Origin of the sequence: Actinoplanes sp. CA-030573 (assembly GCF_050951115.1) — a bacterium.
Taxonomy (GTDB): domain Bacteria; phylum Actinomycetota; class Actinomycetes; order Mycobacteriales; family Micromonosporaceae; genus Actinoplanes.
This window is the reverse complement of the sequence record NZ_CP192038.1, coordinates 5362501-5377855: the sequence shown is the minus strand read 5'-3', so window position 1 is coordinate 5377855 and position 15355 is coordinate 5362501. Positions and strand designations below refer to the sequence as shown.

The 15355-nt window shown below is 72.7% G+C and carries 13 protein-coding genes; 7 read left to right on the top strand and 6 right to left on the bottom strand.

What is annotated here, in order from left to right:
* Positions 1–5 precede the first annotated feature (5 nt).
* The 3 genes from ACQP2F_RS24960 to ACQP2F_RS24950 form a co-directional block, all read right to left on the bottom strand.
* Entirely contained in the window at positions 6–905 is a 900-nt protein-coding gene (locus tag ACQP2F_RS24960) for a hypothetical protein (RefSeq protein ID WP_433291235.1), read from the bottom strand.
* 74 nt (positions 906–979) lie between these two features.
* Positions 980–2026: an MFS transporter gene (locus tag ACQP2F_RS24955; protein WP_433291233.1), complete on the bottom strand. Its 1047-nt coding sequence runs from the start codon at positions 2024–2026 to the stop codon at positions 980–982.
* Positions 2027–2265: 239 nt separating this feature from the next.
* On the bottom strand, positions 2266–3189 hold the full coding sequence (locus tag ACQP2F_RS24950) for a LysR family transcriptional regulator (RefSeq protein WP_433291231.1): 924 nt from the start codon (positions 3187–3189) through the stop codon (positions 2266–2268).
* Between the two features lie 130 nt (positions 3190–3319).
* Here ACQP2F_RS24950 and ACQP2F_RS24945 point away from each other — a divergent pair, with 130 nt between their 5' ends.
* From ACQP2F_RS24945 to ACQP2F_RS24920, 6 genes are all read left to right on the top strand, one after another.
* Positions 3320–4441: an FAD-dependent monooxygenase gene (locus tag ACQP2F_RS24945; RefSeq protein ID WP_433291229.1), complete on the top strand. Its 1122-nt coding sequence runs from the start codon at positions 3320–3322 to the stop codon at positions 4439–4441.
* Positions 4441–5379, top strand: coding sequence for a VOC family protein (locus tag ACQP2F_RS24940; RefSeq protein ID WP_433291226.1), 939 nt, complete (start codon positions 4441–4443; stop codon positions 5377–5379). Before ACQP2F_RS24945 ends, ACQP2F_RS24940 begins: the two co-directional genes overlap by 1 nt.
* Positions 5379–6287, top strand: coding sequence for a fumarylacetoacetate hydrolase family protein (locus ACQP2F_RS24935; RefSeq protein ID WP_433291224.1), 909 nt, complete (start codon positions 5379–5381; stop codon positions 6285–6287). Before ACQP2F_RS24940 ends, ACQP2F_RS24935 begins: the two co-directional genes overlap by 1 nt.
* Positions 6287–7432: an alpha/beta hydrolase family protein gene (locus tag ACQP2F_RS24930; RefSeq protein WP_433291222.1), complete on the top strand. Its 1146-nt coding sequence runs from the start codon at positions 6287–6289 to the stop codon at positions 7430–7432. The genes ACQP2F_RS24935 and ACQP2F_RS24930 overlap by 1 nt, the downstream gene beginning before the upstream one ends.
* A complete protein-coding gene (locus ACQP2F_RS24925) occupies positions 7429–8397 on the top strand; it encodes a cyclase family protein (protein ID WP_433291220.1) in 969 nt (322 codons plus the stop codon). The genes ACQP2F_RS24930 and ACQP2F_RS24925 overlap by 4 nt, the downstream gene beginning before the upstream one ends.
* A gap of 86 nt (positions 8398–8483) precedes the next feature.
* Positions 8484–9650, top strand: a complete 1167-nt coding sequence (locus ACQP2F_RS24920) for a phosphatase PAP2 family protein (protein ID WP_433291218.1) — start codon at positions 8484–8486, stop codon at positions 9648–9650.
* A gap of 186 nt (positions 9651–9836) precedes the next feature.
* Here ACQP2F_RS24920 and ACQP2F_RS24915 read toward each other — a convergent pair whose 3' ends face one another.
* Together ACQP2F_RS24915 and ACQP2F_RS24910 are read right to left on the bottom strand one after the other, a co-directional pair.
* Positions 9837–10649 (bottom strand): acyl-CoA thioester hydrolase/BAAT C-terminal domain-containing protein, encoded by an 813-nt coding sequence (locus tag ACQP2F_RS24915; RefSeq protein WP_433291215.1) that lies wholly within the window; start codon positions 10647–10649, stop codon positions 9837–9839.
* 2 nt (positions 10650–10651) lie between these two features.
* Positions 10652–11569, bottom strand: coding sequence for a serine hydrolase domain-containing protein (locus ACQP2F_RS24910; RefSeq protein WP_433291213.1), 918 nt, complete (start codon positions 11567–11569; stop codon positions 10652–10654).
* Positions 11570–11632: 63 nt separating this feature from the next.
* On the opposite strand from ACQP2F_RS24910, the gene ACQP2F_RS24905 reads away from it, so the two are divergent.
* Complete coding sequence (locus ACQP2F_RS24905; protein WP_433291211.1) at positions 11633–13339, top strand: SulP family inorganic anion transporter; 1707 nt, start codon at positions 11633–11635, stop codon at positions 13337–13339.
* Here ACQP2F_RS24905 and ACQP2F_RS24900 read toward each other — a convergent pair.
* The gene (locus tag ACQP2F_RS24900) at positions 13336–14949 is read right to left on the bottom strand and encodes an amidohydrolase (RefSeq protein ID WP_433291209.1); all 1614 of its coding nucleotides are present in this window, start codon (positions 14947–14949) and stop codon (positions 13336–13338) included. The genes ACQP2F_RS24905 and ACQP2F_RS24900 overlap by 4 nt on opposite strands.
* Between the last annotated feature and the right edge of the window lie 406 nt (positions 14950–15355).

Below are 15355 nucleotides of genomic sequence, written 5' to 3'. Positions count from 1 at the left end.
GCATTTCAGAGAACGAGCCGGCCGGCGGCCCGCAGGACGAACAGGGCGTCGACCGTGACCCACGGATTGCCGCGGCGGGTGCTCGTGCCGCCCCACTCCGGCGCCCGGTCGAACCGGCCGGTGGCCGGCCACCCGTCCGCGAGCCGCAGCGACTCGAGCAGGTCCAGCGCGTCCGCGCAGCGCGGGTCGGTGACGAGGCCGAGCTCGGCCATCGCCTTCAGGCCGCCGAGAACGTCGTAGTGCCAGTGCAGCGGGTAGTGCAGCTTCGCGAACTCGGGCCGGATCAGCTCGCCGTCCCGGCGGCGGAAGGCCAGCCGCCGGGGGAGGAACACCTCGGCCGCCCTCCGCGCCGCCTCGGTACGCCCGTACGCGTGAAGGCCGCGCATCGGGGTGAGCGTCTCGCAGAACGACGAGGTGTCCGCCGCGGGATGGCGGTCGCAATTCCACCCGCCGTCCGGCCATTGCCAGCGCAGGAGCAGCGCCGCGAGCCGGTCGCACCGCTCGTCGGCGAGGCCCAGCGTGGTCAGCGCCCGCAGGGCGTTGCCCTGTTGCGAGGCGTGCGCCCGGTGCCGGCCGTCGAGCAGCGGGACGCCGCGCCCGCCGTACGCCACGGCCGAGTCGCGGTCGTAGTCGGCGGCGAGCCAGGTCTCGAGGACCCGCTCGCGCAGCGGAGACAAGGCCTGATCGCCCGGCGGGTGGCCGATGTCGGCGAGCGTGGCGAGCACCCAGTGCGCGCCGTCCCACTTGGCGTAGGGCCGGCCGAGGTCGGCGCGGTCGAGCAGCCGCCGGGCGAGCGGCGACTCCGGCGGCGGCAGGCCGTGCTCGCCGAGCACGGCCGTGCGCACCCGCCACCGGATCGCCGGCTCCGGCGACGCGAGCAACGCTTCGACGATGGCCGCGTGCACGCAGCGATTGTGCCAGCTCCGGCGACTTCGGACGGCCATTGTGGATAACCCCGGAACGATCGCCGGCGCGTGCTCTAATCGGTGACGTTCAGGGGCGGCGCGCTGCGGGGCACCACCAGCAGGGCGACCACGGCCAGCGCGAGGGCGACCACCGCCAGCACGCCCAGCGCCTGCTGGAGGTCGCCGCTGGCGGCCTTGAAGGCGGCCACGACCAGAGGGGAGGCGAACTCGCCGACGAAGAGGAAGCCGGTCCACAGGCCGGTGCCGCGGCCGCGCTGGTCGAAGTGCAGGCGGTTGGTGGCCCAGGTCAGCAGGACGGGCAGCAGCAGGCCGGTGCCGAGGCCGGTCACCATGGCGCCGGCCGTGACCAGGGCGACGTTGCCGGCGGCGAAGACGATCGCGAGGCCGGCGGCGGCCAGGCCGAAGGCGATCGGCAGCAGGGTGCGCGGACGGCGGGAGGACAGCTTGGCGAAGGAGGCGGAGCCGGCGGCGGTGGCGATCGACATGGCGGCGCTCACGCCACCGATCGCGGCGCTCGAGGTGACGCCGAGGCCGTCGAGCACGAAGGAGAGCTGGACGACCAGGGCGTAGAAGACGACGCCGCCGACCAGCGTGATCAGGCACGGCACGAGCAGGGCGCGCCACGGCAGCGGCGGGAGCTTGCCCGACGAGGGGACAGGCTGCCAGATAAGGCGGTACATCGGCACGACAAGGACGAGCGCGACCAGATACAGCCAGAACGGGGTACGCCAGCCGGCCGCCCCCAGGCCGCCGCCGAGCGCGAGGAAGACGGTCGCCGCAACGGTCGCCACCAGGGTCTGCAGACCCAGGTAGCGACTGCGCCGCGAGCCCGCCCAGTAGTCGCCGATCAGCGTCGTGCAGCACGTCATGATGGCGGCCTCGCACAGGCCGACCACGGCGCGGCTGCCGATGATCGCGCCGAGGGAGTCGAGGTAGAGCGGGGCGGTGCCGGCCGCGGCGTAGACGACGAGGGCGGCCAGCAGCAGGCGCTTGCGGTCGATCGCGTCGATGACCAGGCCGGCGAAGGGGGGCGGTGAGGCCGACCAGCAGGGCCGGGATGGTGAGGACGATCGGCACGAGCACGTCGGCGCCGGCGACACCGGCGAAGTGGTCCTCCATCTGGGGCAGGACCGGCGCGATCAGGACCGCGCCCAGGATGGTCAGACAGCTCCCGGCCAGCAGCAGGACGAGCTGAGCCGGCCCGGCCTGGCGCGGGGGAGCGTCGACGGGAGTGGCCAGTGACATGGCGGTGTGCCCTTCGCAGCGGGGAGAGACGCGGGTCACACCGGACTATCGGGGCGGGGCGGCAATCAGCGGAAGAGCGATCCGCCTATGGCCGTCATAAGCGCAACTGATGGCCGGCCTCGGCGAGCACGCCGCGCAGCCAGACGTGGGCGGGGTCGTTCTGGTAGATCGGGTGCCACCAGAAGGCCTCGGCCAGGGGCACGGCGTCGAACGGGCACGGCAGGACGCGTACGCCCGCGGGGGTCGCCAGCAGCGCGGCGAGACGTTCCTGCAGCAGCGCGACGCGACGGGTTCCGGCGACCAGGAACGGCATCGGCAGGAAGCCGTCGGCGACGACCTCGACCCGCGGCTCGATGCCGAGCATCCGCAGCTGCTGGGCGGCCGGAGCGAAGGCGGTCCGCAGGTTGTAGAGCACGACCCAGGGCAGCGTGCCGAGCTGTTCGAGCGTGAGGGAGTCGCCGACGTCGGGGTGGTCCTCGGCGACGATGCACACCCAGCGGTCCTCGTAGAGGTCGACGAACGGGATGTCGGTCAGGAACCCGTGCGGCAGCAGCAGCCCGTCGGCAGTCCGCAGCGTCTCGGCGGCGTGGTCGACCGTGTACGGCGTCGTGTACTGGAAGCGCAGCCGGACTCCGGGGGCGGCACCGGCCAGCCGGCGGGCGATGAGCGGGCCGAGGACCGTCGCCGCGTAGTCGGACGTGATGACGGTGAACTCGCGCTCGACCGCCGACGGGTCGAAGTCGGGGGTGACGTCGAAGACCCGGCGCACGCCGGACAGCGCCGGGCCGGTCAGCGCCAGCAGCTGGGCCGACAGCGGCGTCAGCTCGTAACGGTTGCCGGCCCGGGCCAGCAGCGGATCGCCGAAGTGCCGGCGCAGGCGGGCCAGGGCGGCGCTCACCGCCGGCTGGCTCACGCCGAGCGCCTCCGCGGTGCGCGTCACGTTCCGCTCGCGCAGCAGGGCATCGAGCGTGACCAGCAGGTTCAGGTCGAGGTTGGCGAGGATCCGGTCGACCGGCACCGGCGCAGTATAAGCGCCAGTGATGGCCGACATCACCAGTTGACTCTTTCCTGATGACGTCCGCCGTCGGAGAGTGGTGCCAGTCACAAACAAGGCAGTCACAAAGACGAGGGGGAAGCCAGTGCCAGCCGTGCGTAACGTTCTCGTCGTCGGTGGCGGAGCCGCGGGCGCCGCCGCCGCGATCCTGCTCGCCGAGGGCGGCGTCTCGGTCGAGCTCATCGACATCAAGCCCGACGTCTCGGCGCTCGGGTCCGGGATCACCCTGCAGGGCAACGCGCTGCGCGTCCTGCGCCGGCTGGGCGTCTGGGAGCAGGTCCGGGAGCAGGGGTACGCGTTCGACTCGCTCGGCCTGCGCGCGCCCGACCCGGCCGGCACCCTGATCGCCGAGTTCGACGACCTCCGCACCGGCGGCCCCGACCTGCCGGCGACGGTCGGCATGTACCGGCCGGCCCTGGCCCGGATCATGCTCGACCGGGCGGCCGCGGCCGGGGTGAAGACCCGGTCCGGGACGACGTACACCGCTCTCGACCAGGACGACACCGGCGTGGCCGTCACCTTCGCCGACGGGTCGGCCGGCCGCTACGACCTGGTCGTCGGCGCCGACGGCATCCGGTCCTGGACCCGGCGCATGCTCGGCATCAACCTCGAGACCCACAGCGTCGGCATGGGCATCTGGCGGGCCTTCACCCCGCGGCCGGCGAGCGTCACCCGCACCGACCTCTACTACGGCGGCCCGAGCTACATCGCCGGCTACTGCCCGACCGGCGAGGACACCCTTTACGCGTACGTGGTGGAGGACGCCCGCGACCGCAGCACGCTCTCCCCGGCCGAGTCCCTCGCGGTCATGCGCGAGTTGTCGCAGGCCTACCACGGGCCGTGGGACGACATCCGGGCGGTGCTGACCGACCCGGCCCGGGTCAACTACACCTGGTTCGAGAGCCACCTGCTCGACGCGCCCTGGCACCGCGGCCGGGTCGTGCTGATCGGCGACGCCGCCCACGCCTGCCCGCCGACCCTGGCCCAGGGCGCCGCGCAGGCCCTCGAGGACGCGTCGGTGCTGGCCGAGCTGCTGCTGGCCCACGACGAGCTGAGCGACGAGCTGTGGGAGTCCTTCACCACCCGCCGCTTCGAGCGGGCCCGGACCGTCGTCGACGGCTCGCTCCAGCTCTGCCGCTGGCTGCTCGACCACGAGCGCGGCGACGTGCCCGGCCTGATGAACCGGATCTCCCACCTTCTGATGCAGGAAGCCTGATGAACGAGCGACTGATCACCCATCTGCGGCACGTCGACCTGGCGGTGCCCGACTACGACAAGCAGTTCGAGTTCTACACGACCATGTGGGGGCTCACGCCGTCGGTCACCGACTCGGGCATCGCCTACCTGGCGGCGGCCGGATCACCGGAGCAGTACTCCGTGCGCCTGCGCCGGGCCGCCGAGAAGCGCCTCGACCTGATCGCGTTCGGCGCCGCGACCCCGGCCGACGTCGACGCGCTGGCCGTGCGACTCGCTCGGGAGGGCGTCGAGCTCGTCCACGAGCCGGGGAAGATGCAGACGCCCGGCGGCGGGTACGGCTTCCGGTTCTTCGACAACGACGGCCGTACGGTCGAGGTCTCCGCCGACGTCGAGGTCCGCGCCCACCGCAAGGTCGAGGCGGGCGAGCCGGTCCCGGTGAAGCTGTCGCACGTGGTCATCAACTCGCCGAACCCGGAGCAGACCGTCTCGTTCTACGAGCGACACCTCGGCTTCGCGCTCTCCGACACGCTGATGCACCCGCGGATGGGCTCGATGATGTGGTTCCTGCGCACCAACCGCTACCACCACAGCCTCGCCGTCGCCCGCGGCCCGCACGTCTCGCTGCACCACGCGTCGTTCGAGATGCGCGGCATCGACGAGTACATGCGCGGCACCGGACGGCTGCTGCGGGCCGGCGTCGAGAAGGTGTGGGGGCCCGGGCGGCACATGGCCGGCAACAACACCTTCAGCTACTTCCTCGACCCGCACGGGAACACCGTCGAGTACACGACCGAGCTCGAGCTGCTGGACGAGGACACCTGGCACCCGCACCTCTACGACTTCTCCGACCCGACGGTGTCCGACCAGTGGGGCACGGCGAACCCGATGAACGAGCTGGTGGCCCGGCAGTCGTTCAACGACCCCGACCGCGGCGTCTTCGTCGCCCCGCCGGTCTGATGCGGCTCGCGACCTTCCTCCACCGCGGCGTCGAGCACGGCGGCGTGGTGCGCGGCCCGCTCGTCCACCCGCTGGCCGGAGGGCTGACGGTGCTGGACGTCGTCCGGGCCGGCCTGGCCGACCCGGAGCTGCTTCCCGGCGTACCGCTGCGGGAAGTGCGACTGCTCGCGCCGCTGCACCCGCCCGCTTTCCGCGACTTCGTCGCGTTCGAGGAGCATGTCGAGGGGGTACGGCGGGCGGTCGACGGCGTGGGCGGGGTGCCCGAGGCCTGGTACGACGCCCCGGCGTTCTACTTCACCAACCCGCACACGTTGATCGGGCCGGATGCCGACGTGCCGTTTCCCGCGTCGTCGGTGGCGCGCGACTTCGAGCTCGAGGTGGCCGCGGTGGTGGGCCCGTCCGGCTCGATCTTCGGCTACACGATCTTCAACGACTGGTCGGCGCGTGACCTGCAGAGCCGCGAGATGCGGGTGAACCTGGGACCGGCCAAGGGCAAGGACTTCGCCGGCAGCCTCGGCCCGTGGATCGTCACCGCCGGCGAGCTCGAGCGCCATCGCGACGCCGCCGGGTTCCTCGCGCTGACCTGCACCGCGTCGGTGAACGGCGCCGAGGTCGGCCGGGACCTGCTCTCGCACATGGGCTGGACCTTCGAGACCCTGCTGGCGTACGCGGCGCGCGACAGCCACGTGGCGCCCGGAGACGTGCTCGGCTCGGGCACCGTCGGCAACGGCGGCTGCCTCGCCGAGCTGTGGGGCCGCCGCGGACGCCAGGACCCGCCCCCGCTCCAGGACGGCGACGTCGTGACCCTGACCGTCGAGGGCATCGGATCGCTGACCAACCGCATCGTGACCGCCCCACCCGCGGCGCCCCTCCCACCGTTCCGCCGGTCCGTCGAAAGGCAACCGTGATGTTCGAGTACTTCCCGGGCAACTACGTCTGGAACCTCAGCGTGGTCGCCGCGCTCAACAGCGGCGGGCTCATCGACGAGGTGGACCGCGCGTGCCGGCCGATCCGGGAGCTGGCGGCGCAGGGCTCCGACGTCGGCACCACGGCGCTGATGGCCTCGTGGACCGCGGTCGTCGACGACCTCGAGGCGCAGGCCGTCGCGGACGAGGCGGCGGGGCACCGGCGGGCCGCGGGACACAAGTACCTCCGGGCCACCAACTACCTGACCCAGGCCGAGCGGATGCAGAGCGCGCACGCCCCCGGCCGGCGGGCGGTCTACCAGCGCTGCCTCGACCTGATGCGGAAGACCTTCGACCTGATCGACCCGGCCACCACCCGGGTCGCCGTCCCGTTCGAGGGCACCACGCTGCCGGCCTACTTCACCTCGGCCGGCCCCGGCGCGCCCTGCATGATCATGTGGAACGGCTTGGACTCGACCAAGGAGCACATGTACGTCTCCGGCTTCCCGCAGGAGCTGGCGGCGCGCGGCATCTCGACCCTGATGGTCGACTGCCCGGGCAGCGGCGAGGCGCTCCGCTTCGGCGGCCTCACCGCCCGGGTCACGACCGAGGACTGGGCCGCGGCCTGCGTCGACTACCTGCTCGCCCGCGGCGACGTCGACGCCGCCCGGATCGGCCTGGTCGGCTGGTCGCTGGGCGGGTATTACGCCCCGAGGGCGGCCGCCTTCGAGAAGCGCCTCGCCCTGTGCGTGGCGTGGGGCGCCAACCACAACTGGGGCGAGGTGCAGCTGCGCCGGCTCGAGCGGGAGGGCGAGAACCCGGTGCCGCACTACTGGGACCACGTGATGTGGGTTTGGGGCTCCTCCTCGATCGAGGACTTCATCAAGACCGCGAGCGACGTGCACCTGGACGGCGTCGTCGAGCGGATCACCGTTCCGTTCCTGGTCGCGCACGGCGAGAACGACCGGCAGATCCCGCTGAGTTACGCCCACCGGTCGTACGACCAGGCCACCGCGAGCCCCCGGCGCGAGCTGCGGATCTTCACGCCGGCCGAGGGCGGGGCCGAGCACATCGGGCTGGACCACCTGCCGCACGTGAGCGTCTTCGTCGCCGACTGGATCGCCGACTCGTTCGGGACCACCGCATGAGCCTCGACCGGACCGACCCCGAGGGCGCGATCGCGGCGGCGGCCAAGCGGAACACCAACTGGGGGCGGTGGGGTGCTGACGACGTACGGGGAACGCTGAATTTCCTGACCCCGGACAAGCGGGTGGAAGCCGCCAAGCTCATCCGCCGCGGGGTCTCGTTCTCGCTGGCGCAGTCGTTCGACATGGACGGGCCGCAGAAGGGCTGGCGGCGCCGCACCAACCCGGTGCACACGATGCTCGACACCGGCACGGACGCGGCCGCCGGCATCCAGGGCTTCCCGCACGGGATCGGCGGGGCCGACGACGTGATCGCGATGCCGCTGCAGTGCTCGACGCAGTGGGACGGGCTCGGCCACATCTTCGACCACGGCAACGCCTGGAACGGCCGGCCGGCGGCGACCACCGTGACCAGCCTCGGCGACGCGGTGACCGGCATCGAGACGGTGGCCGACGTGATCGCCGGCCGGGGCGTGCTGCTCGACGTGGGCCGGGCGCTCGGCGACGGCGGCGAGCTGCCGGACGGCTTCGCGATCACCGCCGCCCACCTCGAGGAGACGATCGCGCGGCAGGGACCCTCGTCCGCGGTCGGGCGGGGCGACATCGTGGTGGTGCGGACCGGTCAGCTCACCCGATGCCGGCGGGAGGGCTGGGGCGAGTACGCGGGCGGGCCGGCCCCCGGTCTGTCCTTCGCCACGGCCGACTGGCTGCACGACACCGAGATCGCCGCCATCGCCACCGACACCTGGGGCTTCGAGGTGCGGCCCAACGAGTTCGACGGCGCGTTCCAGCCGCTGCACCAGGTGGCGATCCCGAACATGGGCCTCTTCCTCGGCGAGATGTGGGACCCGGACGCGCTCGCCGTCGACTGCGCGGCCGAGGGGCGCTACGACTTCTTCCTGACCGCCGCTCCGCTTCCGATCACCGGAGCGGTCGGCTCGCCGATCAACCCGATCGCCGTGAAGTAGAGGTTGCTGTGCCTGGGCTGAGAGGGTGACTCAGGACTCACGCCAGAACTTTGCACGCTGAGAAAGATCGCGACCATCCTGGGAAGATGCGCCGAGCCCTCCGGGAGATCGCCTTCGTGGCCGTGCTGTTCCTGGCCTACAAACTGGGCCGGCTGCTGGTCGAGGGCCATGTCGGGGCCGCGCTGACCAACGCGCAGAGCGTCTGGGACCTCGAACGCGCGCTGCGGCTGCCCAGCGCGGCGGCCCTGCAGGCGACGATCCTCGGCCATGGGTGGTGGGTGCGGGCCGCGAACTGCTTCTACGCGTACGTCCATTTTCCCGCGACCGCCGCGGCGCTGGTCTGGACCTATCGGCGTCGCCCGGAGATCTACCTCTGGTTCCGCCGCACCCTCGCCTCGCTGACCGCGCTCGCCCTGGTGATCCACGCGCTGTTCCCGCTCGCGCCGCCGCGCATGCTGGCGAGCGCGGGCCTGGCCGACACCGGCCACCTCTACGGCCCGTCCGTCTACGGCTCGCCGAGCAGCGACACGTTGAGCAACCAGTACGCGGCGATGCCGTCCTTGCACGTCGGCTGGGCGCTGGCGGTGGCGGTGGCCTTGATCCACGCGTCCCGCTCCCGCCGGCGCTGGTGGTGGCTGGCCCACCCGGCGATCACGGTGCTCGTGGTCGTGGTGACCGGCAACCACTATTGGCTGGACGCCCTCGTCGCGGTTGTGGTCCTCGGCCTGGTGCTGGCCGTGGTGACGCCGCTTTCCCGGCTAGCGCCAGTGCCCGCGGGCCCGGCGGCGTCGCCGGCGCCGCTGGGGTGCACCGTGCCAGTGGCGTGGCCGGCGCCGCTGGGGTCGCTGGCGTCGCCCGTGCCGCTGGCGTCGCCCGTGCCGCTGGCGTCGCCCGTGCCGGTGGCCCCGGCGGTGCCGGTGGCGTCGCCCGTGCCGATGGCTTCGGCGGTGGCGGCGGTTCGGCCCGTTGTCGTGCCCGCTCCTCGGCAAACGATGGAGTCGGCCAAGCCGGCCGAGCTTTCCGAGCCCTCCGCGTCCGCTGAGTTGCCCGAGCCGCGTGAACCGTCCGCGCACTCCGAGCCGGCCGAGCCGTCCATGCCGCCCGCGCTCCCCGAGCCACTCCCGCCCGTCACCGGTAGTCCGGCGTCGCGCCGTCGGCCGCCGAGGCCATCAGTTTCCCGCCCTCACCGCCCTCGCCACCCCAGCCGCCCGGAGCCGACGGCGCCGCGCTCGCGCTACAACCCGCCGCGCTGACTCCCGCCTCGCTGGGGCCGCCTCGCTGGGGCCGCTTTGCGCGGGCCGCCTTGCTCGGGCCGTCTCGCTCGGGCCGCTTTGCGCGGGCCGCTTTGCTCGGCCGCTCTGCGCGGGCCGTCTCGCTGCCGCGCCGCTCGGGCCGCCTCCTCACCTCGCCGCGCGCCTCCCGGCTGCCTAGCGTGCGGATCACTGCTCCGGTTCCGGGGCGCCGGTCATCAGGCGGCGGATCTGGTCCCACGCGGCGGCGCCCAGCCGGCGGTCCGCGGCCTCCGAGCCGCCCCTTGCCATGCGCGCGCCGGCCGTGACGCGCGGCTCGCCGGGCAGCACGGCTCGATGGCCGGCGCCCGGATCGAGCACCACGGTGGTGGGCAGCCCGTGCCGGCGGCGGCGGTCGGCGATCGCCTCGGCGTGCGTTGCGCTCGGCCATACCCGGTCGTCCCGGCCGGCCACCACGATGAGGGCCCGGATGCGCTCGACCGGGATCGCGGCGGCGGCCACCGCCTCCGGATCGGCCGACCGCGACAATTCGTACAAACGGCGATAGCTCGGCGGGTCGTCGGGCGGCGTCCACGGGACGAAGGGGACGAACGGCAAGGGGTGGCCGGCCCGGGTCCAGTGCGAGGTCTGCGTGCCGTCGGGGCGGACGCCCGCCCACACCACGTCGGACGGCGCGAAGGCCACCACCGCGTCGACGCCGGCGGTGTGGGCGCCGGTCAGCAGCGCCGCCTCGGCGCCGAAGGACGTGCCCGCGACCAGGACGCGGTCGCACTCCCGGCGCAGGGCGGCCACCCGGGTTCGGAACTGCTCGAGCGGGATCTCCCACGGGCCCGGGTTCTGGCCCGGACCGCCGAACCACCTGATCGACTCGGCCAGCGCGCCGTGCCGGGCGAACAACCGGGCGCGGCCGGTGTCGACGCGCCCGCTCGACCCGGCCACGGTCAGGACGCCCCAGCCGTCGTGCTCGCGGCCGGTCCGCCGGTCGGGGTGGAAGCGGACCATCGTCAGGCCGCGAACCGGTCGATCCCGGCGGCGATGTCCTGGCCGGTCAGCGGAAGCTGCAGGTCGCTCAGCAGCCGCGCGGCCGCGGGCAACGCGTTCTCGTCGGCGGTGAGGACCACGCTGACGTACTCGTGGGCGGGCACCATCAGCATCGCGGCCCGGTAACCGGGCAGGCGTCCGTTCAGGAACATCTGGCCGGCGGGGCCGAGAGCCCAACCCAGCCCGTACGCCATCGGGTCGTCCCCGGTCGTCCGCGCTCGCCGGAACTCGCCGTCGCCGATCAGGCGCTCGCCGACGGTCAGCAGGTCGGGCACGCAGGACCAGAGGCCGCCGCTCGGCCGCCGGCCACGGGGGTAGTCGATCGGCGGGACGGCGTCGTCGCCGTTGCGGCCCGCCACCGGGCCGGGTGGCTCGGCGAATCCGGTCCGGGTGAGCTGCCACGGCCGAATCACACGGTTGTGGAGACTTTCCTCGTACGGGTGAAGCATCGCCCCCGCCAGGAAATAGTTGCCGTTGTAGTAGGACCACCGGGTGCCCGGCGGGCGCTCGTTGCCCGCACGCACCACCAAGCGCGCCGCCTCGCTCAGCGCTTGGTCGCCGGCGCCCAGCGCCGCGACCGTGGCCGCATCGACCGACTCGCGCAGGCCGGAGACCTGGCCGAGCAGCTGCTCGACGGTCAGCGAGCGGTCGGCGCGCCAGTCGTCGGCGAGGCCGGGCAGCAGCTCGATCGCGGGCGTGTCCAGCGGAATGCCGCGGTCGCGCAGGGTCAGCACCAGCGCGGCCGAGGTGAGGACCTTCGTCAGCGAGGCGATCCGGAAGCTCCCGTCGGCCCCGGCCACCGTGCGCGATCCGGCCACCGAGATCCCGGCCGCGGCGGTGACCGGGCCGAGCCGCCGGGAGAGCGCGTCCTGAAGATCCATCCGGTCAGTTTTCCATCCGGCGCGGGTGGGTCGGGCGCGGCCGTCAGCCGTTAGGTTCGGGCTGTGGCGATCGATCTTCGCGAGTGGGTGCCGGGCATCGGCGTCGCCCGCGGCTACAAGGCGGCCTGGCTTCCCAAGGACCTGGTCGCCGGCATCGTGCTGACCACGCTGCTGGTCCCGCAGGGCATGGCCTACGCCGAGCTCGCCGGGCTGCCGGCGATCACCGGGCTCTACACGTCGATCCTCTGCCTGCTGGCGTACGCCGTCTTCGGTCCTTCGCGCATCCTGGTCCTTGGGCCCGACTCCTCGCTCGGCCCGATGATCGCCACCGTTCTGGTCGGGTCGCTCGGCGCCGCCGCCGACCCGGCGCGGGCGGTCGCGATGGCGTCGGGCCTGGCGCTGCTGGTCGGCATCATGCTCGTGCTGGCCGGCATCGCCAAGCTGGGCTTCCTGGCCGACCTGCTCTCGCACCCGACCCAGGTCGGCTACATGAACGGCCTCGCCCTGACGATCCTGATCGGGCAGCTGCCGAAGCTGTTCGGATTCTCGGTCGACGGCGACGGCCTGATCGCCGAGACCCGCGGGTTCGTCGAGGGGCTCGCCGACGGCAAGACGGTCACCGCCTCGCTCGTGGTCGGCGTCTTCGGGCTCGCCGTCATCGGGGCGCTGCGCCGCTGGCTGCCGCGCGTCCCCGGCATCCTGGTCGCCGTCGTGCTCTCCACCCTGGCCGTGCCCCTCTTCGGGCTGGTCGACCGGGGCGTGGACGTCGTCGGGGCGCTCCCGCAGGGCTTCCCGCCGTTCGACGTGCCCTCGTTCGACCTCTCCGACCTGGGCGTGCTCGCGGCCGGGGCGCTCGGCATCACGCTCGTCTCGCTCACCGACACCATCTCCACCGCTTCGGTCTTTGCCGGCCGCACCGGCCAGGAGGTGCGCGGCAACCAGGAGATGGTCGGCATCGGCGCCGCCAACATCGCCGCCTCGTTCTTCCAGGGCTTCCCGGTCAGCACCAGCGGCTCGCGCACCGCAGTCGCCGAGCAGTCCGGCGCCCGGACGCAGGTCACCGGGGTGGTCGGCGCGGTCGCCATCTCGATGCTGCTGATCTTCGTGCCCGGCCTGCTGCGCAACCTGCCGTCGCCGACGCTGGCCGCCGTCGTCATCGCGGCCGCCCTGTCGCTCGCCGACTTCCCGGCGATGACCAGCCTGTGGCGCCGCCGGCGGGTCGAGTTCAGCCTCGCGATCGCCGCTTTCCTCGGCGTCGCGCTGCTCGGCGTGCTGCCCGGCATCGCGGTCGCCGTCGGATTGTCGGTGCTGAATGTGTTCCGCCGGGTCTGGTGGCCCTATCAGGCGGTGCTCGGCAAGCCCGACGGGGTCAGCGGCTACCACGACATCCGGGTCTATCCGGAGGCGGCGCGGCTGCCCGGGCTGGTGCTGTTCCGCTTCGATGCGCCGCTCATCTTCGCCAATGCCCGGGTGTTCCGCGACCGGATCCGGGCCCTGGCGCAATCCGATCCCGGCATCAAATGGATCGTCGTGGCGGCCGAGCCCATCACCGACATCGACACCACCGCCGCCGACGTGCTCGAGGAGCTCGACGAGGAGCTGAACCGGATGGGCATCAGCCTCGTCTTCGCCGAGATGAAGAGCCCGGTGCACGAGAAGATCGACCGTTATCAGCTGACCCGGACGATCGACCCGGCGCACTTCTTCCCGACCGTCGAGGACGCGATCGCGGCCTACCAGCGCTCGACCGGCGCGGAGTGGAGCCGCTAGCTCTCGTAGACCCGCTTGCCATCGATGAACGTCATGGCCACCTTGGTGTCGCCGATCTCCTCCGGCCGCCCGTCGAACGGGTCACGGTCGAGCACGGCCAGATCGGCGCGGAATCCGGTGGCGATGCGGCCGGTGTCATCGAGGTGATTCGCGAAGGCCGATCCCTCGGTGTACGCGCGCAACGCCGTACCCAAGCTGAGCTTCTGTTCCGGCAGGAAGCCGTCGGCGTCGTCGCCGTGATGGACCCGGTTGACCGCCACGTGAATGCCCTGCAGCGGATCCGGGGTGCTCACCGGCCAATCGCTGCCGCCGGCCAGGCGCGCGCCCGCCCGCTCCAGATCGCCGAACGGGTATTGCCGGCGGGCCAGATCCGGATCGAGGAACGGAATCGTCAGCTCGTCCATCTGCGGTTCGTGCGCCGCCCAGTACGGCTGCATGTTGGCGATGGCCCCGAGCTCGGCGAACCGCGGAACGTCGTCCGGATGCACCACCTGAAGATGCGCCAGATGCGGCCGGGTGTCGCGCATGCCGTTCGCCGCCCGCGCCGCCTCGACCGCATTCAGCGCGTCGCGCACCGCCCGATCCCCGAGCGCGTGGAAATGGGGCTGAAAACCCAGGGCATCCAATTGCGTCACGTACGCCGGGAGCCGCTCCGGGTCGATGAAGGACAGCCCTTTGTTGGCCGTCACGCAGCCGCACCCGTCCCGGTAGGGCTCGGTCATCGCCGCCGTGAAGTTCTCGGCGATCCCGTCCAGCATGAGCTTGACCGAGTCGCAGCGCAGCCGCCCGACCGTCATGCCCTGCCGTTTGGCGACCAGCTCCGGGATCTGTTCCGCGCCACGCTCGCGGTCCCACCAGAGCGCCCCGACCACGGTCGCCGTCAACGTCCCGTCGCGGGCCGCCGTGAGGTACGCGTCGGAGATGTCGTCGTACCCGTTGGTGGCGCTGACCATCGCGTCCTGCCAGGCCGTGATGCCGAGCGCGTGCAGCAGCTCCTGCGCCCGGAGCAGGCCGGCCAGCCGCTGCTCGGCGGTGGTGAGCGGCACGTGCACGAGATCCATGGCGCCCTCCTGCAACGCCCCGACCGGCCGTCCGTCCGCGTCCCGGTCGATGCGGCCGCTCGCCGGGTCCGGCGTCTGCCCGGTGATCCCCGCCAACTCCAGGGCGCGGCTGTTCACCCAGGCCGCGTGGTGGTCCCGGTTCATCAGATAGACCGGGCGATCCTTGACGATCCGGTCGAGCAGGGCCCGGTGGGGAACGCCGTTCTCGAAGCTCTCCATGGACCAGCCGCCCCCGACGATCCACTCCACGTCCGGGTTCGCCTCCGCGTAGGCCCCGACCCGGCGCAGGTATTCGTCGAGGTCGGTGGTGCCGGTCAGGTCGCAGAGGCCGAGCTCGACGCCGCCCATGACGGCGTGGATGTGGGCGTCCTGAAAGCCCGGCAGCAGCAGCCGGCCGCCGAGATCGACCACGTCGGTGCGGGGGCCGACCTGCGCACGTACGGCATCGCCGAGGGCAACGATCCGGCCGTCACGGACCGCAACCTCGGTCCGGTGGCGCTCACCGCTCGTGAAGACGGGGCCGCCGTGGAAGACAAGGTCTGCGTGCATGGTGGGGCTCCGATCCGAGGCCGGGAGGGGGCTCTCGCATCATCGCCTGGGGTGGGGGGTGCTGTCAGGTCGCTCTTGCGGGGTGGAGTGGTCGGGCCCGTTTGTGGGGGTGGTCCGCATGACGTGGGATTTCCGCGCGTGGGAAGAGGGCTTCGCCTAGCGATGGCTGTTTCGGCACCCAGGGTGAGAGTGCGGCTTGCGTGGCGACGCGGCGTTCACAGCCGGGGTCCGGTCCCGGTCTTTGCGGGAGGCGGGTCGCGGTCGTCCCCAGCACACGGCCCACCCATAGGGTGGGGGAGGTGGCGGCGAGTTGAGCCCAGTGTTGGCTTTGGTTGCTGCCCGCCCGATCGCCTGCTGCCCACCCAAAGGGTGGGGGAGGTGGCGGCCGGTGGGGGAGGTGGCGGCC